Here is a 21,015-nt window from a genome sequence, read left to right on the forward strand (position 1 = left end):
GGGGTGCCGCGCTCAGGCGTGCGGGTCGCGGGACTCGGCCGCCGCCCGCCGCCCGGGGCAACCCGAGCCGGCCGGGCCGCCTTGGGCGGGAAAGACCCCCAGGTCAGCGATGCGGAAGCCGTTCGGGTAGCCGGGGTAGCCCCGGATCTCCGGATTCTGCCTGGCATAGTGCGGCCGTCGGCGCGGCGGCAGCAGGCGGACGCCCCGGCCGCGGAGTCGCAGCGCTCCCCGGGTCAGCCGCCGGGCGAATGCGCCCGGCTCCGGGTAGCGGAACGCCCGCAGCAAGGCGTCGTCGAGCAGCGCGAGGCTCGCACCGCGCACCACGGGGGCGAGCGGGCGCGGATACCAGGACGCCATCAGCTCCAGGGTGGCGTCGGAGACCTTCCGCGCCGCCTCGTCCCAGCCGAAGTGCTCCGCCTCGTAGCGGTCGAGGAAGCGCTCGAACTCCGCATAGCTGCCGGGGATCTCCTTGATGCCCATGCGCCGCCCGAGGGTGCGGTAGTAAGTGCTGACGGCACGCAGTTCGTGGCCGGTGAGACGACGCCAGCCGAACGCGTCGAGCCAGCGCTTGGGCATGACGACGAAGGTGCACAGCACATAGCGCATGTCGTCGTCACTGATGTCGTAGGCGTGGTGCATCTGGTTGATCCGGCGCACCGCGGTGCGCCCCTGGGCACTGTCGAAGCCGTGCTCGACGACGGCGTCCAGCAGAAGCGCGGTGTCGTCGTAGCGCTTCTGCGAGCGGTCGGTCAGCTCCGCGGTTGCGGCCAGGAGCCTGCCGATGCTCGGCACTGCGTACGTGCGGTACAGGGCGAGTTCGAGGGCACGGGTGAAGTCCCACGGGAACTCGTATGCCGCGATCAGGCGGTAGATCTCATGCGCGTCCTGCTCCGGGTCGAGCCGGAGGATGTGGCTGAGCCGTTCGTAGCGGCGCACGCGGAGTGCTCCTCTCCCTCGGATCCTGGCGTGGTCACGGAGGTGTTTCGGCTGTCCCTCGTGGACGCGTTCCATCTGTCGCCTCCGGACTCCGGGGGCTATCGTCACCGAGATCCACCAGGAACGGGAGGTCATCGGTGGCTGCGGAAGAGGAAGATTCGCTCTATGTGCTGACTGCCGTGCTGCTGACGCCCGCACAGTTCCCCAGTGTGCTTGCGGACGACTACCCGGCCGCCTGCGCCGCACTGGACCTGGAGCCCTATGCCGAGGGGTACGGCCTCGTGCTGGGACAGGACGGGGCCGGTGCCCGATGGACCGTGGTGACGGAGGAGGTCCCGCAGGTGGCGTGTGCCATCGCGGCCTGGGACTGCGGTATGGAAGCGGAGCTCTCCCCGGACGAGCGGGACATCGTCGCGGTGCTGCCCGGGTGGCCGCTGGCACTCGCGGTCTCCGCGCCCGGTCTGCCCGAGCCGCACGACCCGTCCCTGGAAGGGGAGCCGGCGGACGCCGGGCCCTTGCTCACTCCGCCGGACACCTCCGGCTGGGGACCGGCGCAGCGACGGCTGGGGGCGGACGAGATAGCGCTCCAGTGGGCGCAGTGGCGGGACCAGGTCGACGACGAGGTGGAGTTCGTGGAGTCGGGCGGCGGGCCCGCCGCACCGGTGCGGCGGGTGCTGGAGGAGGTGCGGGCCTATCTGGCGGCGCCCCCGCCCCCCGGGCGGATACGGTCCGCGTTCGCCTCGGGCGACTCCCGCACCCTGCGGGCGGACGGGCCTGGCTGGAGCATGGTGGCGCGCACCGACGACATCGCGTTCGTGCTGCTGGACGAGGCGCCCGGAGAAGTGCTCCCGGTCGGCCGCGGCCGCGAACTGCCCGAGCTTCTCACGGCCCTGGACGGGATCGCGCTGCGCCCGGCGGCGTGACAGCATCACCCGGCGACCCCACCCGACCGGCGTTCATCGGCCCAGGGGCACGAGGGCATAGGTTCGCACGGCACCCCGGTCATGCCCTGCCGCGAGCGCCGGGGCAGGGCCCGTGGCGGGCCGACAACGGTCAGCGGTCCAGCTCCTTGCGGCTGACTCTGCGCAGCCTCCTGCGCTGCGAGGGATCCAACGCCAGGTATGCGACCGCGGGGACGCCCACGATCACCAGCAGTGCGATCCAGAACGACGTCAGCCACCACAGCAGCAGCCCGACCGCCACCCCGCCGACGGCGATCTTCGCTCGGTTGGTCATCCTCATACCTCCTCCGCACCCGCGGGGCGCCCTCTGTCATCCAGTCCGGCAGCTCCGCCTCTCCTTCCATTGAACGCCATCCGGGCACGGCGGGTTCCCTCCCGCGCGGGCGGACGCCGCGTGCCGCGGGATTCACCGGTACGCGGCGTCCGGCCCCCGCGTGCTGTACCCTCGGCCGCCCCCACTCACTAATCAAATTTGAGGAATGCATCAGCACTGTGGCAGCGACCCTGACAACCGCCCCCCGGATGTCCCAGCTCACCGACTGCGTGGCCGTCTTCCTGCCCGCGGACCCGCCACGCCGGTCCCGTGTCGCCTTCCGGCTCCCCGAAGGGGCCGTGCAGCACCCCGCCGCACCTGATGCGGCGCCGTCCCACACCCACGGAGCCGACCGCGGGCCTCATGCCGATTCCCTCGAACTGACAGTTGTCGTTCCGGTCGGCGGTGGCGCGGAGACCCGCACGGTGCCGGTCCTCGCCCTCCCCGTGACGGCGGCCCTTCCCGTACTCACCAGAGCCCATGCCGCACGCCAGGAGGGGGGAGCGGGGCCGACCACGGCATTCTGGGGCGCAGCCGCGCTGTTCGCCCTCCGGCTGACCGCCGAGGGGCGACTGCGGCCGGGAGTGACTCCGGCCGGCTACGACGCCTGGAGCCTGGGCCCGCTCACCGGTGAGGACCGCAGCGCGCTGGAGGAACTGGCCGCCGCGATGCCTCCGGACGCCCATGCAGTGCCGCTGCCCGGAGGCGGTCCGTTGCGCATGCCGGAGCCCGGCTCGCTGCTGCTCGCGTTCCTGGGCGCGGTCGCGGACGGCCTGCCGCGCACTCCTGCCGCGGCGGTCGCCGCAGGAGCGGCCGCGTTCACCGGTGACGAGCCCGTCGCAGTGCCGGAGCTGCGGCCCTGGGCCGCGGAAGTGGCCGCCGGTATCGACGGGGGGCTGGGCCTTTCGCTGCGGATCGAGATCGAGAGTCCGCATGTCCTTGGCGCGGAGACGGAACGCAGCGGAGTGCTCACCGAAGAGCAGACCGGCCCCGTCTTCCGGGGAGTGCTGCAACTGCACGTGCCTGCCGACCGCGCGCTGGTCGCCGACGCCGCGGCGGTCTGGGCGGGCACCGCACCCCTGACGGAACGATTCGGCCCACAGGCGCGCACGGACGCGCTCCTCGCGCTGCGGCGCGCGGCCGCTGCCTGGGCACCCCTCACCCCGCTGCTGTCGGCGGCGGTGCCCGACTCGCTCGAACTCGCCGACGAGGAGGTGGCCGAACTGCTGGGCACCTCGGTTCCGCGTGCCCTGGCCGACGTCGGCCTCCAGGTGCACTGGCCGCGAGAGTTCGCCCGGTCGCTCACCTCCCGCGCCGTGATCGGCCCGGACGGCGAAGCCGATCCCTCCGGCGGCGGCAGGCAGAACCCGCACCGCCGGGGAGTGCCCTCCCGGCTGGATCCCGACACGCTGCTCCGCTTCGACTGGCGCTTCGCCATCGGCGACCAGGAGGTGACACGCGCCGAACTCGACCGCCTGGCCGAGGCGGGGCGCCCGTTGGTGCGGCTGCGCGACCAGTGGGTGCTCGTGTCTCCGCAGGAGATCGCAGCCGCCCAGCAGCGCAAGGACCGCAAAGTGGGCACGCTGGAGGCACTCGACGCCGTCCTCACCGGCGCGGCCGACACCAAAACGGCCGACAGGGAAGCCGCACGTGTCGAGGTCGAGGCCACCGGCTGGCTGGAGACGCTGCGGGAGCGGCTGTCGGATCCGGAGCGGCGCGAGGAGCCCCCGCTGCCTCCGCCCGCCGAACTGAGGGCTACGCTGCGCGACTACCAGTTGCGCGGTCTGGACTGGCTGCACCGGATGACATCACTCGGCCTCGGCGGCTGCCTCGCCGACGACATGGGTCTGGGCAAGACACTCACGCTGATCGCGCTCCACCTGCGCCGGCAGCACGTCGAGGGCTGCGGCGGACCGACCCTGGTGGTGTGCCCCGCGTCCCTGGTGGGCAATTGGCAGCGGGAGATCGAGCGGTTCGCGCCGGACACTCCGGTACGCCGCTACCACGGACCGAACCGCTCGCTGGAGGGGCTGCGCGGGGCCGAGTTCGTACTGACGACGTACGGCACGATGCGACTGGACGCCGCTCGCCTGGTTCCCGCAGACGGTGGGTCCTGGGGCATGGTCGTCGCGGACGAGGCCCAGCACGTCAAGAACCCGTTCGCAGCCACCGCCAGGGCCCTGCGCACGATCCCGGCACGAGCGCGGGTGGCACTGACGGGAACGCCGGTGGAGAACAACCTCTCCGAGCTGTGGGCGGTGCTCGACTGGACCACCCCGGGGCTCCTGGGCCGCCTCGGTACCTTCCGCAGACGCTACGCCGACGCGGCCGAGGGCGGCGACCCGGTGGCCGCGCAGCGGCTCGCACGGCTCGTGCGGCCGTTCCTGTTGCGGCGGCGCAAGACGGATCCGGGGGTCGCGCCCGAACTCCCGCCGAAGACCGAGACCGACCGTGCGGTCGCCCTGACCCCGGAACAGACGGGTCTGTACGAGGCCGTGGTGCGCGAGAGTCTGGAAGCGCTGAAGGGCACCGACGGGTTCGAACGGCGCGGCCTGGTGGTCGAACTGCTCACCTCGCTCAAGCAGATCTGCAACCACCCAGCGCAGTACCTGAAAGAGCACGGCGGCCGGCTGTCCGGACGCTCGGGAAAGCTGGAACTGCTGGACGAACTGCTCGACGTCCTGCTGGCGGAGGGAGCCTCCATTCTCGTCTTCACCCAGTACGTACAGATGGCCCGGCTGCTCGAACGTCACCTGGCCTCCCGGCACGTACCCACGCAGTGCCTGCACGGGGGCACCCCGCTGCCCCGGCGGGACGAGATGGTGCGCCGCTTCCAGGAGGGATCGGCACCGGTGTTCCTGCTGTCCCTCAAGGCCGCCGGTACCGGTCTGAACCTCACGCGTGCGAGCCATGTCGTCCACTACGACCGCTGGTGGAACCCGGCGGTCGAGGCCCAGGCCACCGACCGCGCCCACCGCATCGGCCAGACCCGGCCCGTTCAGGTGCACCGGCTGGTCACGGAGGGAACCGTGGAGGACCGGATCGCCGACATGCTGCGGCGCAAGCAGGCCCTGGCGGACTCCGTACTGGGCACCGGCGGGGAGTCGGCGCTGACCGAACTGACGGACTCCGAGCTGGCCGAGCTCGTCGAACTGCGGAAGGTGGAGCGTTGACCGGAGGAGACGAGCAGGCGCACACCGTGGCGGAAGCGGAGAACGGGGGCGAAGGGCGCGAACGCGTTTTCGCGCCCCTGCCCCCCGCTCGTGGGCGGGCGTTCGCCCGGACCTGGTGGGGCCGGACCTGGCTCAAGGCCCTCGAGGACACCGCGCTGGACGGTGCACAGCTCAAGCTGGGCCGCACGTTCGCCAGGCGGAGCGCGGTCGGGGCCGTCGCCGTCCGGCCCGGCCGCATCACCGCGGTGGTCCTCGGTGCCGACCGGACACCGTGCCGCGCCGATGTACTGCTGCGCGAACTCACCGCGGACGAGTGGGACCGGCTGTTGGACGTGGTCGTCGCACAGTCGGGCCATATCGCCGCGCTGCTGGACCGGGACATGCCGCCCCGGCTGGTGGAGGACGCGGCCGAGGCCGGACTGGACCTCCTGCCCGGCGTCGGGGACCTGGACCCGGAGTGCGCGTGCGGCGGATGGGACCACTGTGCACACACGGCCGCGCTCAGCTACCAGACCGCGCGGCTGCTGGACGAGGACCCGCTCGCCCTGCTGCTGATGCGGGGACGGGGCGAGCGGGAATTGCTGGAGACTCTGCAGGAGCGCAGCGCCGCACAGGCCGCGGAGAAGGGCGGACGGCCGCCCGCGGCAGCCGCGCGCGAGGAGGACGGGCCGGAGGGTGTGGACGCCGCTGAGGCTTTCGCCCTCGGCGTGCTGCTGCCCCCGCTGCCCGAACCACCCGCGCCGTCGGGCGGAGCCGTGGGGGCCGCGGCTCTGGACGGTGCCGCCGATGTGCCGGGACTGGACGTCGGGGCCCTCTCCTTCCTGGCCGCGGACGCCGCCGTGACAGCGCGCCGCATGCTGGCCGAGGCCGTCTCCCCGCAGGGGCCCGGCCGGCCGGTGCAGGGTTCGCTGACGGCGCGGGAGGACGCCGTGCGACTCGCCGCGGCAAGCCCCGGACCGGCCGTCACGGTCCGGCTGGCCGCGTTCTGCGGCTGCTCGGAGGCCGAACTCGAGATCGCCGTACGGGCCTGGGGATTCGGCGGCGCGGAGGCGCTGTCGGTTCTGGCGGACCGGCCGGGGCCACCCGCGGCGCTGCGGCAGGCGCGTGACGAACTCGACCTCGCATGGGGCGAGGAGGAGATCCCGCCGGTGCTGCAGGGCGAGGGCCGACGCTGGACGGAGGTGGGAGGCGAGGCCCAGCTCCGCTACGGGCCGGACGGCCGCTGGTGGCCCTTCCGCAGGCGTGGGCAGGCGTGGTGGCCGGTGGGCGGGCCGGAGCGGGATCCGGCGATCGCGCTCGCGGCCGCACTGGCCGAGGACGGTGAATCGCAGGCCGGAGCCTGAAGACGGACGTGCCGCCGCCCCGGGGCACGGGCGGCGGCACGGACCTGAGGTGTTCCGTCAGGCGAGGCCCTCCAGAACGGGGAGATAGCCACCGGACTGCCCTGCGGCGGTGGGGTGGTAGGACTCGTCGATCGGGAAGGTGACGCTGTGCAGCCACTCGTCGTCCGAGCAGATCTCGTGGCCCGAGAAGGTGGGACGGACGTCGCCGAAGCTGAACCCGTGGTCGGCGGCGCGCTTGGCGGTGACCTCGTCCAGGGCGTCGGACGCGGAGTTGATGGCTTCGCGGGACTTCTCGCTGATGCCCACGATGCAGCCGCCGTCGAGCTCGTAGATGTGCGGATAGCCCAGTACGACGACCTTCGCGGAGGGTGCGCGCTGGGCGATGGCGTCATAGACGCCGTCGAGCTTGCCCGGCAGAGTGTTCTCGACGTAGTCGCGGGCTTCTTGGACCCGCGCCAGGCAGGCGCTCTCGCCCTGGGTGACGCAGGTGGTCATGGTGTCGGCGAATCCGGCGTCGTTCCCGCCGATACTGATGCTCACCAGGCCCGTGGAGGAGTTGAGGGGGCCGAGCTGGCCGGCGAGCACGTCGTCGGTGCGCGCGCCGGAGCAGGCGGTGAAGTCGAAGGATGAGGGGGAGTTGGCGGCGTTCCAGAGGTTCGGGTAGGCGTGCGCGCTTCGCTTGCAGTCGCCTCCCGCGTAGTCCCCGGCGCCCACTCCGGAGGAGTAGGAGTCGCCGAGGGCCACATAGCCGGTCGCGGCCGCCTCTTCGGCGGAGGCGGACGCGGCACCGGTGAGGGAGGAGAGTCCGAGGACGGCGACGACGGCAGCCGTGGACGTCCATCTGCGCAGCTTCATGGGGCCTCTCAGGGATAGGCACGGTAGGAACTGCTGTCACTTCGGTCGCGGCTGGACTTACCCCGCGATCGATGCGTCCATGCCAACCTTGGAGGCTCAACTACGCGCGCAGACTGTCGCGTCGAAAAGAACAGGAGAGCGTACTCCCGGCCGATCAGGCCGGCCGGGTCGCACCGGACCGGGTCACACCAGGGGTTTGGAGAGCTGCTTGCCCTTGCCGGCCGTCAGACTGCAAGTGACATAGCTCAGTGCGGTACCCGCGTTCTCCGCCTTGGGGTACGTGATGAGCGTCCCGCCCACCGTGCCCCGCGGCTGCTTCGCCGCCTTGTTCCGCAGCAGGGTGCGGCACATCGAGTCCGCCTTGCTGCGGACCGCGTCGTTGGTGCTGTAGTCCCCGGTGAGCTTCTTGCGGCTCACCACCTCCGCGTCGTGGGACTCGTCGCACTCGCGGTCGATGACCGCGCCCTCCCGCTCCTCGGACTGGTCGAAGCAGTCACCGACGCGGAGAAGGAACGACGGGAGCGGCACATCACTGGGACTCTCTTCAGGGTCCTCCGAGGGTGCGTCCGGGGTCGGATAGTCGGTCGCCTCCTCGTGGGAGGGCTCGTCCGCCGGCGTCGAGCTGGGCTCCGGGGAGGCCGAGGACGACTCCGAAGGGGAAGGCGTGCCCCCGGCGGAATCGTCGGAGCCGGAGTCGCCACGCGTCAGGTACACGACGGACGCGGTGATCAAGGCAAGTGCGACCACCGCCGCCGCGACCACCGCCGCCACCGTCTTCCCGGTGTTGCGACCGGGCGGCGGTGGAGGAGGCCATCCGCCGCCCGGCACTGCGCCGAAACCACCGGAATCGGGAGGCCCGAAACCTCCTCCCGGAGGCTGCGCCGGGGGCGGCGGACTGCCTGGGGGCGGATGGTTCGGCGGCGGTGGCATCGTCATGGACACCACTGTGTCATGTCGCACTCACTGTCGGCATCGAGGTTCCGGAGGAGGCATCCGTTCCGGCGCGGGAGGCGCTCCCCCGGTCGGCGGCGGCAAGAGCCGGAGTCGCGATGCCGGCCGTCGCGGCCTTGGAGACCGGGCCGTTGGTCACTTGACCCCGACGCCGCCGTACCCCATGTGACGCCGGAGGTCGGCGCCGCTCGGCACGGGCCCGTCCGGCCGCCACAGCGGGAGCTGGACCAGGCCGGGCTCCAGAAGCTCGAATCCCTCGAAGAAGGCGGAGATCTCCGGCCCGGACCGCCACTGGGCGCTGGAGGTGGACTCCTCGTTGTAGACCTTCGTGACCTTCCCGAAGCCGTCGCTCTGATTGAAGTCCGCCGTCCCGTGGCTGAGGATCAGGTGGCTCCCGGCGGGCAGCCGCTCGGTCAGGGACCGCACGATGCCCACCGCGTCCTCGGCGTCGGTGACGAAGTGCAGCACAGCGAGCAGTACCAGGGCGACCGGCTCGTCGAAGTCGATGAGGTCCTGGGTGACCGGGTGGTCGAGGATCGCGGCCGGATCGCGGATGTCGGCCAGGACGAACCCGGCGTTGCCGGAGTTGGTCAGCTTCGCTCCGGCGTAGGCCGCGACGATAGGGTCGTTGTCCACGTAGGCGACCCGCACCCCGGGGTCCATCCGGCGGGCGACGTCGTGGGTGTTGGGCGAGGTGGGGATGCCTGTGCCGATGTCGATGATCTGTCGGACACCGCTGTCGACCACTGTCCGCACAGCCCGGTGCATGAAGTCCCGGTTGCTGCGGGCCGTGACACCCACGTCCGGAAGTGCCGTGAGGATGCGCTCCGCCGCGTCCCGGTCGGCCTCGTAGTTGTCCTTACCCCCGAGGTAGTAGTCGTACATCCGGGCCGGGTGCGGCCTGGTGGTGTCTATCTGATCCGGGCTGAATCCAGCCTCCGACACGTGCTTCTCCCACTCGTCCGTCGATCCGGACCGGGCTTTCGCGGTCCGGTGGTGTGCTCAGCCGACCAGGAAGTCGGCTTCCCCCGCCTTGGCCGCCTCGATGAATCCCGAGATGTCACTCCGGCTGCAGATGAGTGCCGGGCCGTCGGGATCGGTGGACTGGCGCAGCGCGACCCGGCCGTCGGCCAGCTTGAGCGCCTCCACGCAGCTGCCGCCGTTGCCCCCGCTCCAGGGCTTGCGCCAGCCCTCGTCGCCCAGATGTGCGGCGGGCATCCCGTTGTAGATTCGACCCATGGTTCAGATCTCCTTGCGCAGTGCACTCAGGACCGCCCGGGTCCGCACCAGCGGCACGGCCTGGGCGCTCATCCGGTCCAGCGCCTCGAGGAACACGCTGACGTCGTCGCGCTGGTCGAAGTAGACCGCACCCACGAGGCTCTCGGCGCAGACCATGTCGGGCAGCTCGTCGAGAGGGAACCGGAAGAGGTGGAAGGGGCCGTACATGGCCGGGTGCGGGCCCGCGCTGAACGGCATGATCTGCAGCGCCACGTTCGGCCGCTCGATGGCCTGGATGAGGTGGTCGATCTGCTCGCGCATCACATCGGGCGAGCCGAGCGGACGTCGCAGAACCGTCTCGTCGATGACGGCCCACAGCAGCGGCGGGTTCGCCTCCTGGGTGAGCACGGTCTGCCGTTCCATGCGCAGCGCGACGCCCCGTTTGATCTCCGCCTCCGGGGCGTGCGGCATACCCGCACGCAGTACGGCCCTGGCGTAGCTCTCCGTCTGCAGCAGCCCGGGGACGTAGTGCGGCTCGTAGGCGCGGATGACCTCGGACTCGCTCTCCAGGCTCACGAACACGCTGAACCACTCGGGCAGCACGTCGCGGTACCGGTGCCACCAGCCTGGCTGGTTGGCCTCCCGGGCGAGCGAGACGAAGCCGTCGATCTCCTCCGGGTCACTCACCCCGTAGGTGCGCAGCAGCTTCTCCACATAGGGGACCTTGAGACCGACCTCCGCCTTCTCCATCCGGCGGATGGTGGCGTGCGTGACGTCGAGGGACCTGGCCGCCTGTTCGAAGGTCACTCCCGCACGCTCACGCAGGTGCTGCAGTCTCTTTCCGAGCACCACACGCAGCACGGTGGGCGCCGCACCGCCCGTCCGTGAGTCCGCCACAGCCGCTCCCCTCCAACTGACATCGGTAGAGCGAAGTTTGGCATGTGCCGGCTCGCCAGCACACCCTGTCAAACACAATTCTGCAATTCACAGATTGATCCTTGCCTAACGCGAGTGACGAACCGCATAGTGGAGCTGTGGCTGCCCCCCATGACGCCCTGCCTTTAGAACACCGGCCAGACGGCGCGCCGACGACCCGTCCGCTGCGCGACGCCTTCCACCTGCCGGCCCGCGACACTTCCGTGGCACTGGCACGCGCACGCGTGCTGGAGAGACTCCGCGAGTGGTACGTCGACGACGAGTCCAACGCCGACGCGCAACTGCTCATGTCCGAGCTGTTCACCAATGCCGTCCGCCACACGGACAGCGAGAAGGTGAGCTGCGAGCTGTGGGTCATCGGAGTGCGGCTCCGCCTCGAGGTGGCGGACGAGGGCGGCGGCCAGTCGGTCATGCGCGTGGAGGACGCGGACCGCGGCCGTACCGGCGACGACGAGCGCGAGAACGGAAGGGGCCTGCTGCTGGTGAGCGTGCTCGCCGACGACTGGGGCATACGCAGGGCCCGCACAAGCGGCTCCGAGATGACGACGGGGCACGCGGTGTGGGCCGAACTGGAATGCAACCGGACTCACGGCTGACACTCCGCTCGCGATCGGCGGCGGACGCAGAGCTGACAGCGTCCCGCACCGGTGGCAGGATGCACGGCACTTACCGGCCATGATCGGGCTCCTTTGCCGACCTGTCCCCCTTGTGGAGGCGCTGTGTCCGCACGATCCGCGCGTAAGCGACAGTACGGGATATCCCTGACCGCAGTCATGACGGCCGCCCTGCTGACGGCCGTCACCGCCTGCTCCAGCACCAAGACCTCCGGCAAGAGCGGCGACGAGGTCCAACTGGTGGCCTCGGGCAAACTCACCGTCTGCACCCATCTGCCCTACGAGCCGTTCCAGTTCAAACAGGGCAAGAAGATCGTCGGCTTCGACGTCGACCTGGTCGACCTTGTCGCGGAAGACCTCGGCGTCGAGCAGAAGATCGTGGACACCCCGTTCGAGGGGATCCAGTCGGGCGAGGACCTCAACGCGAGCAAGTGCGATCTCGCTGCCGCGGGCATGACCATCACCCCGGTCCGCGAGAAGAACCTCGACTTCTCGGCCCCCTACTTCGAGGCGACCCAGGCGCTGCTGACCGGGAAGGGCGGGAAGTACGACTCCCTGGACGACCTCAAGGGCAAGAAACTGGGAGTCCAGCAGTCCACCACGGGCGAGGAGTACGCCAGGAAACACGCCGACGGCGTCACCGTCCGCCACTACGAGGACCTCGCTCTGCTGCTCAGCGCCGTCAAGACCGGTCAGGTCGACGCGGGGATCAACGACAACGGCGTGCTCTACGACTACGCGAAGAAGAACCCGGACACCGAGGTCACCACCGAGTTCGACACCGGTGAGCAGTACGGCATCGGTGTGCGCACCGGAAACGACGCACTTCGCAAGCAGATCGACAAGACGCTCAAAAAGGCCAAGGCCGACAAGAGGCACGACAAGCTCTACAAGAAGTGGTTCGGCACGGAGCCGAAGAAGTGAGCCGCCGCAACCGCACCCGTGCCATCAGAACCGCCCAGTACGGCGTTCTGCTGGCCCTCGTGCTGGCCCTCGCCCTCGCCGCCGACTGGGGCGAGCTGCGCCGCGCGTTCTTCGACGTCGAGGTCGCGAAGAAGCAGTTCCCGGACGTGGTGACCACCGCCTTGGTCAACACGGTGATCTACACGGTGCTCGGATTCACCTTCGGGCTGGCGCTGGGGCTGCTGCTGGCGCTGATGCGGCTGTCACAGGTGCCGCCGTACCGCTGGCTGGCCGTCGCCTACATCGAGTTCTTCCGCGGCGTACCGGCACTGCTCGTGTTCATCGCGCTCGGCTTCGGCGTACCGCTGGCGTTCCAGCTCTCCATCAACCAGTACGTGACGGTGATGCTGGCTCTGGGACTGGTCGGCGCCGCCTACATGGCCGAGACGATCCGCGCCGGCATCCAGGCGGTCCCCCGGGGCCAGACGGAGGCGGCCCGTTCCCTGGGGATGTCACCGACGTGGGCGATGGTCTCGGTCGTCATCCCGCAGGCGTTCCGGATCGTGCTGCCGCCGCTCGCCAACGAACTCATCCTGCTCACCAAGGACTCCTCGCTGGTGTATCTGCTGGGGCTGTCGATGGATCAGTACGAGTTGGCGAAGTTCGGCCGGGACGCCCTCAACCAGCACCGCAGCCTCACCCCGATCCTGATCGCGGGGCTGTTCTACCTGGCCATCACGCTGCCCCTGGGCCACCTGGTGCGGCGTCTGGAGGCCCGTACGGCGAAGGCGAGGTGACCGGGGTGACGGAGAGCACGGGAGCGCCGGCGGCGGGCACGGCCGCCATCGAGGTGCGGGGGCTGCGCAAGTCCTTCGGCGAGCTGGAGGTGCTGCGCGGGATCGATGTCACGGTGCGGCGCGGCGAGGTGGTCTGTGTCATCGGCCCGTCCGGATCGGGCAAATCGACCCTGCTGCGCTGTGTGAACCTGCTGGAGGAACCCACCTCCGGCACGGTGTGTGTGGCCGGTACCGAGGTCACCGACCCGGAGGTGGACATCGACCGGGTCCGGCGCCGCATCGGCATGGTCTTCCAGTCCTTCAACCTCTTTCCCCACCTGACGGCTCTGGGCAACCTGACGATCGCGCAGCGTCGTGTGCTGGGGCGGGGCAGGGCGGAGGCGGAGGAGGTCGCCCGGCGCAATCTGCGCCGTGTGGGACTCATGGACAAGGAGTCCGGTTACCCCGCCCAGCTCTCCGGAGGGCAGCAGCAGCGGGTGGCCATCGCCCGCGCACTGTCCATGGGCCCCGAGCTGATGCTGTTCGACGAACCGACCTCGGCACTCGATCCGGAGCTGGTCGGCGATGTCCTGGCGGTGATGCGCGGACTGGCCGACGAGGGGATGACCATGCTGGTGGTCACCCACGAGATGAGCTTCGCCCGGGAGGTGGCCGACCGGGTGGTCTTCATGGACGACGGGCTGATCGTCGAGGAGGGCCCGCCCGAGCAGGTCGTGGGCGCCCCGCGGCAGGCACGCACCCGCGCCTTCCTCGCCCGGGTGCTGGACCCCGCGGCCGCCGGAGTGCTGGAGGGCGGGGCGGCACAGCCGGAACCGCCGCCCGGCCCGGCCCCCGAGGAAGTGCGCAAGCGGCCGCTCCGATAGCGAAGGCCGCCGCGCGGAGGGAGGTCCGCCGTCAGGGATCCGCAGCCTGTCAGACCTGTGCCCTACATTTCCTCTCATCGAGGACGAGTGTCCGCCGGCACCGACGGGTGCCCGGAGGAGAACGAAAGGCCAGGACCATGGCAGACAGCCCCCGCTCGGCGGACGCTCCCGTGACCGAACCCCCGGGCAGCCCGGAAGAGCTGCTGGAGCAGGCCAAGCCGTATCGCAACGAGCTGCTGGCGCACTGCTACCGGATGATGGGCTCGGTGCACGACGCCGAGGATCTGGTGCAGGACACCTATCTGCGCGCATGGAAGGCCGGGGACCGGTTCGAGGGCAGATCCTCACTGCGCACCTGGCTCTACCGGATCGCCACCAACGCATGCCTGACCGCGATCGAACAGCGCGGCCGCAGGCCGATGCCCTCCGGGCTCGGCGCGCCCAGCGACGACCCCGAGCGCCCGGTGGTCGAGGCCCCGGAGGTGCCGTGGCTGGAGCCGATTCCGGATGCCATGTTCGCGGGCTCCTGCGGACCCACGGATCCGGCCTCGGTGGTGGTGGGCCGCTCGTCGATGCGGCTGGCGCTGGTGGCGGCCCTGCAGCATCTGCCGACCCGGCAGCGTGTCGTCCTGTTGCTGCGGGATGTGCTCAAGTGGCGCGCGGCCGAGGTCGCCGAACTGCTCGGGACGACGACGGCGAGTGTGAACAGCGCCCTGCAACGGGCCCGCGCCCAGCTCGAACAGGTCGCTCCCGTGGAGGAGGAGCTGACCGAACCGACCGACTCGGCGGCGCGCGAGCTGCTGGACCGGTACGCGGCGGCGTTCGAGCGTTCCGACGTGACGGCCATCGTGGACCTGTTCAAGGAGGACGCCGTCTGGGAGATGCCACCTTTCCCGGAGTGGTTCCGCGGCCGGGAGAACATCGTGCGGCTCATCGGGGCCCAGTGTCCCATCGGCCGGGACGAGGGCCTCATGCTGCCGACCCGGGCCAACGGCCAGCCCGCATTCGGGCTCTACAGCCTGCGGGAGGACGGCGTGCACCGGCCGTTCCAGCTCCAGGTGCTCACACTGCGGAAGGGACAGGTCGCGCATGTCGGTGCGTTCTTCGGCGAGGCGCTGTTCGCCACCTTCGGCCTCCCCGCCCAGGTGAGCGCACAGGAGGCCGCGGCGCTGCGCCGCTGAACCACCGGTGGTGCCCGGCACCCCGCCGCAATGGCGCGCGGTACCGCCCGGGGGCGGGCCGGCGCGCCGAGCGGCGGGGTGGCACGGCGTTGCCGAGGGCCGGGCCGCCCCGCGACGGCAGCGGGAGCAGCTCGGCCGCGTCGGCCCTTCGGCGGCTCAGACACCCAACAGGTGATCCATCGCCAGTTGGTCGAGGTGTTCGAAGGCCATGCCCCGCTCCGCTGCCGCCGCGAGGTCGAATTCCTCGAAGGCGGCACGGTCGGCACGCAGCGCATCCGGCGTCTCCTGCGGGCCGAGCGTCGGCCGGGAGAGCTCGTCCACCCGCGCGGCACGCAGCGCCTCCTGTACGGCGGGGTCGGCGCGGAAGGCGGCAGCGCGTTCCCGCAGGATGAGGTAGTTGCGCATGCAGCCCGCCGCCGAGGCCCATACTCCGGCGGCGTCCTCGGTGCGCGGAGGCTTGAAATCGAAGTGCCGCGGGCCCGCGTAACCGGTGTGCTCCAGCAGGTCGACAAGCCAGAACGCGGCACGCAGGTCCCCGGCGCCGAACCTCAGGTCCTGGTCGTACTTGACCCCGGTCTGGCCGTTGAGGTCCAGGTGGAAGAGCTTGCCGGCCCAGATGACCTGGGCGATGGCGTGCGGGTAGTTCAGGCCGGCCATCTGCTCGTGCCCGACCTCCGGGTTGACGCCGAAGAGCGCGGGCTGCTCCAGATGCCCGATGAAGGCGAGAGCGTGTCCGACCGTCGGCAGCAGGAGGTCGCCACGCGGTTCGTTGGGCTTCGGCTCCAGGGCGAAGCGCAGTTCGTAGCCCTGTGCGGTGACGTACTCGGCCAGCAGGTCGAAGGCTTCCTTGAGCCGGTCCAGTGCGGCTCGGACGTCTTTGGCCGCGCCGGATTCGGCACCTTCCCGGCCCCCCCAGGCGACGTAGGTGTGGGCGCCCAGTTCAGCGGCCAGGTCGATGTTGCGCATCGTCTTGCGCAGGGCGAAGCGCCGTATGCCACGGTCGTTGGCGGTGAAAGCGCCGTCCTTGAAGACGGGGTGGGTGAACAGGTTCGTCGTGGCCATGGGCACCGACATGCCCGTCGCCTCCAGTGCCTTCCGGAACCGTGCGACGTGCGCGTCCCGTTCCCCCTCCGGGACGCCGAAGGGGACGAGGTCGTCGTCGTGGAAGGTGACTCCGTAGGCGCCGAGTTCGGCGAGCCGGTGCACCGAATCGACGGGGTCGAGCGGTTTCCTCGTCGCATCGCCGAACGGGTCCCGGCCCTGCCAGCCCACCGTCCACAGGCCGAAGCTGAACTTGTCCGCCGGTTCGGGTTCGTAGCTCATGCTGTCGTTCCTCTCCCACGCACCGTCGCCCTTGGTACGCACGGGGGACACCGCGATGCGCAGCTATTCGTCATGGCAGTTTACAAATTAGTATGCGCACAGCACCGGAAGCCAGGGAAGGGAGCGGCAGTCCATGAGCGCACCGGAGGGACCGTTCGTCATCGGGGTCGACAGCTCGACCCAGTCCACCAAGGCCCTCGTGGTGGACGCCGCGACCGGCCAGGTGGTCGCCCGAGGCCAGGCACCGCACACCGTCTCCCCCGGCGACCGCCGCGAGTCGGACCCCGAGGAGTGGTGGCAGGCGCTGCAAACCGCGGTGGGGCAGTGCGGGCGGGCCGCCGGAGAGGCCGCCGCCGTGTCCGTCGCAGGCCAGCAACACGGCCTGGTGACACTGGACGGCGCGGGAGATCCGGTGCGCCCCGCGCTGCTGTGGAACGACGTACGCTCGGCGCCCCAGCGCGACCGCCTGGTCGCCGACCTCGGCGGTCCCACGGCTTGGGCCGAGCGCGTCGGCAGCGTCCCGGCACCGGCATTCACCGTCACCAAGTGGGCCTGGCTGCGGGAGAACGAACCGGCAGCCGCGCGGTCGACGGCTGCCGTGCGGCTGCCGCACGACTTCCTGACCGAGCGGTTGACCGGGCAGCCGGGCACCGACCGGGGCGACGCCTCGGGCACCGGCTGGTGGTCTTCGGCGACCGGCTCCTACGACACGCAGATCCTGGAGCTCGCCGGTCTGGACGCCGCCCTCCTGCCGCCCGTGCTCGGTTCCGGGGAAGCGGCGGGCACGGTCAAGGAGACCGGGGACGGACTCCTGCCGGCGGGCACGCTGGTGGCGACCGGGACCGGGGACAACATGGCGGCCGCACTCGGCCTGGGGCTGCTGCCGGGCCAACCGGTGCTCAGCCTCGGCACCTCGGGCACGGTCTACGCCGTCTCCAGCCGCCGCCCCGCCGATCCGAGCGGGACGGTCGCGGGCTTCGCGGACGCGCACACCGGCTGGCTGCCGCTCGCCTGCACCCTCAACTGCACCCTGGCCGTGGACCGGATGGCCGCGCTGCTCTCCCGGGACCGCGAGGACGTGGAACCGGGCGGGCGGGTCACCGCGCTCCCCTTCCTCGACGGTGAACGCACTCCCGACCTCCCCTATGCGACCGGGCTGCTGAGCGGACTCCAGCACGCCACGACGGGCGGCCAGGTGCTCCAGGCCGCATACGACGGCGCCGTCTTCGCGCTGCTGCGCGCACTCGACCTCGTGCTGGCCGAGGGCGGGGACCCGGCTGCGGCGCAGGAGGCGCCGCTGCTGCTGATCGGCGGCGGCGCCAAGGGCACGGCGTGGCGCGAGACAGTACGGCGGCTGTCCGGGCGGGCCGTCCAGGTGCCGAGCGCGCAGGAGTTGGTTGCCCTGGGAGCCGCGGCACAGGCCGCGGGGCTGCTGCTGGGCGAGGACCCCGGCGCCGTCGCCCGCCGCTGGCGCACCGCACAGGGCGCCTCGTACGAGCCCGTGGACCGCGACGAGGACGCGCTGGCCCGCCTCTCGTCGACGCTCGAAGGAGCGGGTGCGCTGCTCGACCGGCGCCCGTGACGGGCGGCTACCCGGCACGGCAACCGGAGGCACGGTCCCGCATGCTCCACCACTGCTCCGCCCCTGCTCCTGCCGCTCGCCCCGTCCGTACGGAGCGGCGTACGACAGGCTGCGGCAGGCTCTCGGCGCGCCGCGTGAAGCAGATGTGCGATGGCCGCTGAGGCAGCCGGACCCCAGCGGGAGATCCGCAGGCGGAACCTGTCGCGCGTGCTGTACACGGTGGCCAGACAGGGGCCATCGTCCCGTGCTGCGGTGGCGGCGCGGCTGGGGCTGACGCGCACGGCCGTCTCCACCCTCGTGGACGAACTGCTGCGCGGTGGCCTGCTGACCGAGCAGGGGCCGGCACCGGCGGCCGGCGGGCCCGGACGGCCCGGTACCGCACTCGCGCTCACCGACAGCGGGCCGTGCGGACTGGGTGCCGAGATCGGAGTCGACCATCTGGCGGTCTGTGCGGTCGACGTTCAGGGCAACGTGCGCGCCCGTGCAAAGACGGACTCGCCGGGCAGAAACGGTGAGCCGGAAGCCGTGCTCACACCGCTGCGGGAACTGGTGGACCAGGTGGCAGCCCGGGCGCGTGGGCTCGGACTGGCCCCGGCCGCACTGGCGGTGGCGGTACCCGGACTGGTCGCCCGCGGCACAGCGACCGTGGTCCGCGCCCCCAATCTCGGATGGCGCGGTGTCGACCTCGCTCCCCCGCTCGCGGAAGCGGGAGCAGAACGGGATCCCCTGCCGCTCCTGGTGGACAACGAGGCCAACCTAGGAGCGCTCGCCGAGCTCTGGCTGGGCGGCGGCAGAATCCCTCGCGATTTCGTACACGTCTCGGCCGAGGTCGGTATCGGTGCCGCCGTGGTGCTGGACGGTGCGCTGCTGCGCGGCCACCGCGGGTTCGCCGGAGAGATGGGCCACCTGCCGGTGCATCCGGACGGAGACCGGTGCGCATGCGGGGGCAGAGGCTGTCTGGAGCAGTACGCAGCAGAACCGGCTCTGCTGCGCGCCGCCGGGATCGCAGCCGACCGGCCACGAGCCGACGCCCTGGCCGCCCTCCGGGAGAACGCGGCATCAGGCGGCGTACACGCGCTGGGCGCCCTGGAGGCAGCCGGTGGCGCCCTGGGGCTGGCACTGGCCGGAACGGTGAATCTGCTGGACCCCCGCGCTCTGGTGCTCGGCGGCGTACTGGCCCGCTTCGCTCCCTGGCTGCTGCCGTCCCTGGAGCGGGAACTGAGGGGACGCACGGCCGCACCCGGTGACCTGCCGGAGCTGCTCGTCTCGGAACTGGGCGCGGACGGACCGCTGCTGGGTGCCGCGCACACGGCCGTGCGCGTGGTGCTGGACGACCCGCTCTCCTACCGGGCCGGGGCCCGGGTGTGACCTGGCCGTCCGGGGCGCGTCCCTGGGACCTCGAAGTATCCGCAGGGCGCTTCCCCTCGGCCGGCGGTCCACGCGCGCTGCCCTGGGGCGGGACGCTGCGAGACGGCCACAGGTCGGTCCAATGGCACATTCTGGCGACTCTTGGCAGCCCTTCCGGGGGCTGCCATCATCAACGCGCGTCAACTCGCCCTGTACGTGCACCCATTCCCCCACTGGGAGACACGATGGACTCAGCACGCCAGAACCCCGGATCCTTCCCCTCACGCCCCCACCTTCCGCGGCGCGCGCTGCTGCGCGGAGGGGCAGGCTTCACTCTCGCCGCCGGTCTCGCAGGCGCCTCACTCGTCTCGGGCGGAGCCGCGGTGGCCCGGTCCAGAAGGCCGCTCGCCGTGGACTATCCGGCGGCGGAGTGGGTCCCCGCCTCCTCCGCCAACTACACGACGGCGAGCCGGCCCGCGCAATACCCGGTCGAGTTCGTGATCATCCACGTCACCCAGGAGTACTACGCGGACACCCTGGAGATCTTCCAGAACCCTGACAAGGCGGTCTCCGCGCACTACGTGGTGCGCTCCGACGACGGCCACGTGGCCCAGATGGTGCGCGAGAAGAACGTGGCCTGGCACGCGGGCAACTGGGACTACAACACGCGCAGTGTCGGCATCGAGCACGAAGGATGGATCGACGAACCGGCCTGGTTCACAGAGGCCATGTACGAGGCATCGGCCGCGCTGACGGCGGACATCTGCCGCCGGCACGGGATCCCGCTGGACCGCCGGAACATCATCGGACACAACGAGGTGCCCGGCGCCGACCACACCGACCCCGGCGGCGAGTGGGACTGGGCACACTACATGGACCTCGTCAAGGCGCATTGACGGAACGGGAGGCGGGCGGGCCCGGCAGAGTCGGCCGACCGACCCGGCTGGGCAACAGGCCGACAGCAAAGAGACCGCCCTCGGCGGCAGCCCGGCTGTCGGCCGCCGAACGGGGGCGCGTATCCGGTTCCGCACGGGTACGCGCGCCCGTTCGCGAACAGATGCGTGACCCCCACCCGTCCTGCGGCAGCTCGGCCCGGCCACCGCCCGGCCCTGCCGGGGCAGACACCCGCATCCCTGCCGACCCGCCCTGACCACACGCCAGTTCGGGCGCGTGATCAGCCGGGCACGCAAGCACTTCAACCCATCGTGTGACTACCGGCTGGAAGGCTTCTGCGCGGCTCCCTTCCCCGCCATCCTCAGCGTGTGCGACAACGGGAAGACAAACAGGCCGCGGGCCGCGACGGACGGCAGAAGCTGGCAGCGGCGGCACTCGTGTGCCTGGCGATGGGGGCAACGGCCTGCGGGGCGGCAGTGGCGGCTGCTCCGGTTGCCGAAGCCCCCCTCGCCGCCGACGAATCCGTCGTGCTCGCGGCAGCAGCCCGGACGGACGGCGGTGGAGCGAATGACAGCCTGCCACCGAAGCCCTCCCACTCGACCAGTAGTTCACTCAACCTCGCCGCTTCTTCGGCGACAGCCGCTTCCACTCCCCGGACAGTGACACCACCGCACCTCCCGCCCACCGTGGTTCCGCACGCGGCAGCGGCCGGCCGGCGGCCCCACCCGGACGGCGGCGCCCACCTCTCGGTCGGCACCGGGAGAACCCGTGTCGATGCGACAGCAGGACGGACCGGCCGCTGTCCGGGCGCCTCCCTGTCGGTG

19 protein-coding genes are annotated in these 21,015 nt (G+C 71.3%); 11 read left to right on the forward strand and 8 right to left on the reverse strand.

The genetic code is table 11. The features are described 5' to 3' along the window. Positions 1-12 precede the first annotated feature (12 nt). On the reverse strand, positions 13-936 hold the full coding sequence (locus P2424_RS17450) for an oxygenase MpaB family protein (protein ID WP_276476670.1): 924 nt from the start codon (positions 934-936) through the stop codon (positions 13-15). A 137-nt stretch (positions 937-1,073) separates the two neighbouring features. On the opposite strand from P2424_RS17450, the gene P2424_RS17455 reads away from it, so the two are divergent. Continuing rightward, positions 1,074-1,859, forward strand: coding sequence for a hypothetical protein (locus P2424_RS17455; RefSeq protein ID WP_276476671.1), 786 nt, complete (start codon positions 1,074-1,076; stop codon positions 1,857-1,859). A gap of 130 nt (positions 1,860-1,989) precedes the next feature. Here the strand turns inward: P2424_RS17455 and P2424_RS17460 are convergent, their stop codons facing one another. Further along, positions 1,990-2,172 carry a hypothetical protein gene (locus tag P2424_RS17460; protein WP_019359107.1) on the reverse strand — a complete coding sequence of 61 codons (183 nt, stop codon included), beginning with the start codon at positions 2,170-2,172 and terminating at the stop codon, positions 1,990-1,992. 248 nt (positions 2,173-2,420) lie between these two features. Here P2424_RS17460 and P2424_RS17465 point away from each other — a divergent pair, with 248 nt between their 5' ends. Further along, positions 2,421-5,384: a DEAD/DEAH box helicase gene (locus P2424_RS17465; protein WP_276479010.1), complete on the forward strand. Its 2,964-nt coding sequence runs from the start codon at positions 2,421-2,423 to the stop codon at positions 5,382-5,384. Beyond that, entirely contained in the window at positions 5,381-6,727 is a 1,347-nt protein-coding gene (locus tag P2424_RS17470; RefSeq protein WP_276476672.1) for an SWF or SNF family helicase, read from the forward strand. The genes P2424_RS17465 and P2424_RS17470 overlap by 4 nt, the downstream gene beginning before the upstream one ends. A gap of 57 nt (positions 6,728-6,784) precedes the next feature. Here P2424_RS17470 and P2424_RS17475 read toward each other — a convergent pair whose 3' ends face one another. The 5 genes from P2424_RS17475 to P2424_RS17495 all read right to left on the reverse strand — a co-directional run bounded on the left by P2424_RS17475 (position 6,785) and on the right by P2424_RS17495 (position 10,648). Beyond that, positions 6,785-7,582: an SGNH/GDSL hydrolase family protein gene (locus P2424_RS17475; protein WP_276476673.1), complete on the reverse strand. Its 798-nt coding sequence runs from the start codon at positions 7,580-7,582 to the stop codon at positions 6,785-6,787. Between the two features lie 183 nt (positions 7,583-7,765). Then, entirely contained in the window at positions 7,766-8,296 is a 531-nt protein-coding gene (locus P2424_RS17480) for a hypothetical protein (RefSeq protein WP_276476674.1), read from the reverse strand. 372 nt (positions 8,297-8,668) lie between these two features. Beyond that, complete coding sequence (locus P2424_RS17485; RefSeq protein WP_276476675.1) at positions 8,669-9,478, reverse strand: SAM-dependent methyltransferase; 810 nt, start codon at positions 9,476-9,478, stop codon at positions 8,669-8,671. A gap of 57 nt (positions 9,479-9,535) precedes the next feature. Further along, entirely contained in the window at positions 9,536-9,772 is a 237-nt protein-coding gene (locus tag P2424_RS17490) for a DUF397 domain-containing protein (protein ID WP_026005066.1), read from the reverse strand. Positions 9,773-9,775: 3 nt separating this feature from the next. Continuing rightward, positions 9,776-10,648: a helix-turn-helix transcriptional regulator gene (locus P2424_RS17495; protein WP_276476676.1), complete on the reverse strand. Its 873-nt coding sequence runs from the start codon at positions 10,646-10,648 to the stop codon at positions 9,776-9,778. A 137-nt stretch (positions 10,649-10,785) separates the two neighbouring features. On the opposite strand from P2424_RS17495, the gene P2424_RS17500 reads away from it, so the two are divergent. The 5 genes from P2424_RS17500 (at position 10,786) to P2424_RS17520 (ending at position 15,045) form a co-directional block, all read left to right on the forward strand. Next, the gene (locus P2424_RS17500; RefSeq protein ID WP_276476677.1) at positions 10,786-11,283 is read left to right on the forward strand and encodes an ATP-binding protein; all 498 of its coding nucleotides are present in this window, start codon (positions 10,786-10,788) and stop codon (positions 11,281-11,283) included. A 177-nt stretch (positions 11,284-11,460) separates the two neighbouring features. Further along, the gene (locus P2424_RS17505; RefSeq protein WP_276479011.1) at positions 11,461-12,225 is read left to right on the forward strand and encodes a basic amino acid ABC transporter substrate-binding protein; all 765 of its coding nucleotides are present in this window, start codon (positions 11,461-11,463) and stop codon (positions 12,223-12,225) included. Then, entirely contained in the window at positions 12,222-13,001 is a 780-nt protein-coding gene (locus P2424_RS17510) for an amino acid ABC transporter permease (protein WP_276476678.1), read from the forward strand. The genes P2424_RS17505 and P2424_RS17510 overlap by 4 nt, the downstream gene beginning before the upstream one ends. Positions 13,002-13,006: 5 nt before the next feature. Further along, positions 13,007-13,864, forward strand: coding sequence for an amino acid ABC transporter ATP-binding protein (locus P2424_RS17515; protein WP_276476679.1), 858 nt, complete (start codon positions 13,007-13,009; stop codon positions 13,862-13,864). 137 nt (positions 13,865-14,001) lie between these two features. Next, positions 14,002-15,045, forward strand: a complete 1,044-nt coding sequence (locus P2424_RS17520; protein ID WP_276476680.1) for a sigma-70 family RNA polymerase sigma factor — start codon at positions 14,002-14,004, stop codon at positions 15,043-15,045. Between the two features lie 156 nt (positions 15,046-15,201). Here P2424_RS17520 and xylA read toward each other — a convergent pair whose 3' ends face one another. After that, a complete protein-coding gene (gene xylA / locus P2424_RS17525) occupies positions 15,202-16,368 on the reverse strand; it encodes a xylose isomerase (RefSeq protein ID WP_276476681.1) in 1,167 nt (388 codons plus the stop codon). A gap of 133 nt (positions 16,369-16,501) precedes the next feature. On the opposite strand from xylA, the gene xylB reads away from it, so the two are divergent. From xylB to P2424_RS17540, 3 genes are all read left to right on the forward strand, one after another. After that, positions 16,502-17,950 (forward strand): xylulokinase, encoded by a 1,449-nt coding sequence (gene xylB, locus P2424_RS17530; protein ID WP_276476682.1) that lies wholly within the window; start codon positions 16,502-16,504, stop codon positions 17,948-17,950. 150 nt (positions 17,951-18,100) lie between these two features. Then, on the forward strand, positions 18,101-19,318 hold the full coding sequence (locus tag P2424_RS17535) for an ROK family transcriptional regulator (protein WP_276476683.1): 1,218 nt from the start codon (positions 18,101-18,103) through the stop codon (positions 19,316-19,318). A gap of 224 nt (positions 19,319-19,542) precedes the next feature. Continuing rightward, positions 19,543-20,193: an N-acetylmuramoyl-L-alanine amidase gene (locus tag P2424_RS17540; protein ID WP_276476684.1), complete on the forward strand. Its 651-nt coding sequence runs from the start codon at positions 19,543-19,545 to the stop codon at positions 20,191-20,193. Positions 20,194-21,015 lie beyond the last annotated feature (822 nt).

The sequence above is a fragment of the Streptomyces sp. WMMB303 genome (assembly GCF_029351045.1).
Classification (GTDB): domain Bacteria; phylum Actinomycetota; class Actinomycetes; order Streptomycetales; family Streptomycetaceae; genus Streptomyces.

Bases quoted from the DNA above. Each gene is read 5' to 3' on its own strand.
- P2424_RS17460 (WP_019359107.1), bottom strand. From the start codon at position 2,172: ATGACCAACCGAGCGAAGATCGCCGTCGGCGGGGTGGCGGTCGGGCTG.
- P2424_RS17465 (WP_276479010.1), top strand. From the start codon at position 2,421: ATGTCCCAGCTCACCGACTGCGTGGCCGTCTTCCTGCCCGCGGACCCG.
- P2424_RS17475 (WP_276476673.1), bottom strand. From the start codon at position 7,582: ATGAAGCTGCGCAGATGGACGTCCACGGCTGCCGTCGTCGCCGTCCTC.
- P2424_RS17490 (WP_026005066.1), bottom strand. From the start codon at position 9,772: ATGGGTCGAATCTACAACGGGATGCCCGCCGCACATCTGGGCGACGAG.
- P2424_RS17505 (WP_276479011.1), top strand. From the start codon at position 11,461: ATGACGGCCGCCCTGCTGACGGCCGTCACCGCCTGCTCCAGCACCAAG.
- P2424_RS17520 (WP_276476680.1), top strand. From the start codon at position 14,002: ATGGCAGACAGCCCCCGCTCGGCGGACGCTCCCGTGACCGAACCCCCG.
- xylA (WP_276476681.1), bottom strand. From the start codon at position 16,368: ATGAGCTACGAACCCGAACCGGCGGACAAGTTCAGCTTCGGCCTGTGG.
- xylB (WP_276476682.1), top strand. From the start codon at position 16,502: ATGAGCGCACCGGAGGGACCGTTCGTCATCGGGGTCGACAGCTCGACC.
- P2424_RS17535 (WP_276476683.1), top strand. From the start codon at position 18,101: ATGGCCGCTGAGGCAGCCGGACCCCAGCGGGAGATCCGCAGGCGGAAC.
- P2424_RS17540 (WP_276476684.1), top strand. From the start codon at position 19,543: ATGGACTCAGCACGCCAGAACCCCGGATCCTTCCCCTCACGCCCCCAC.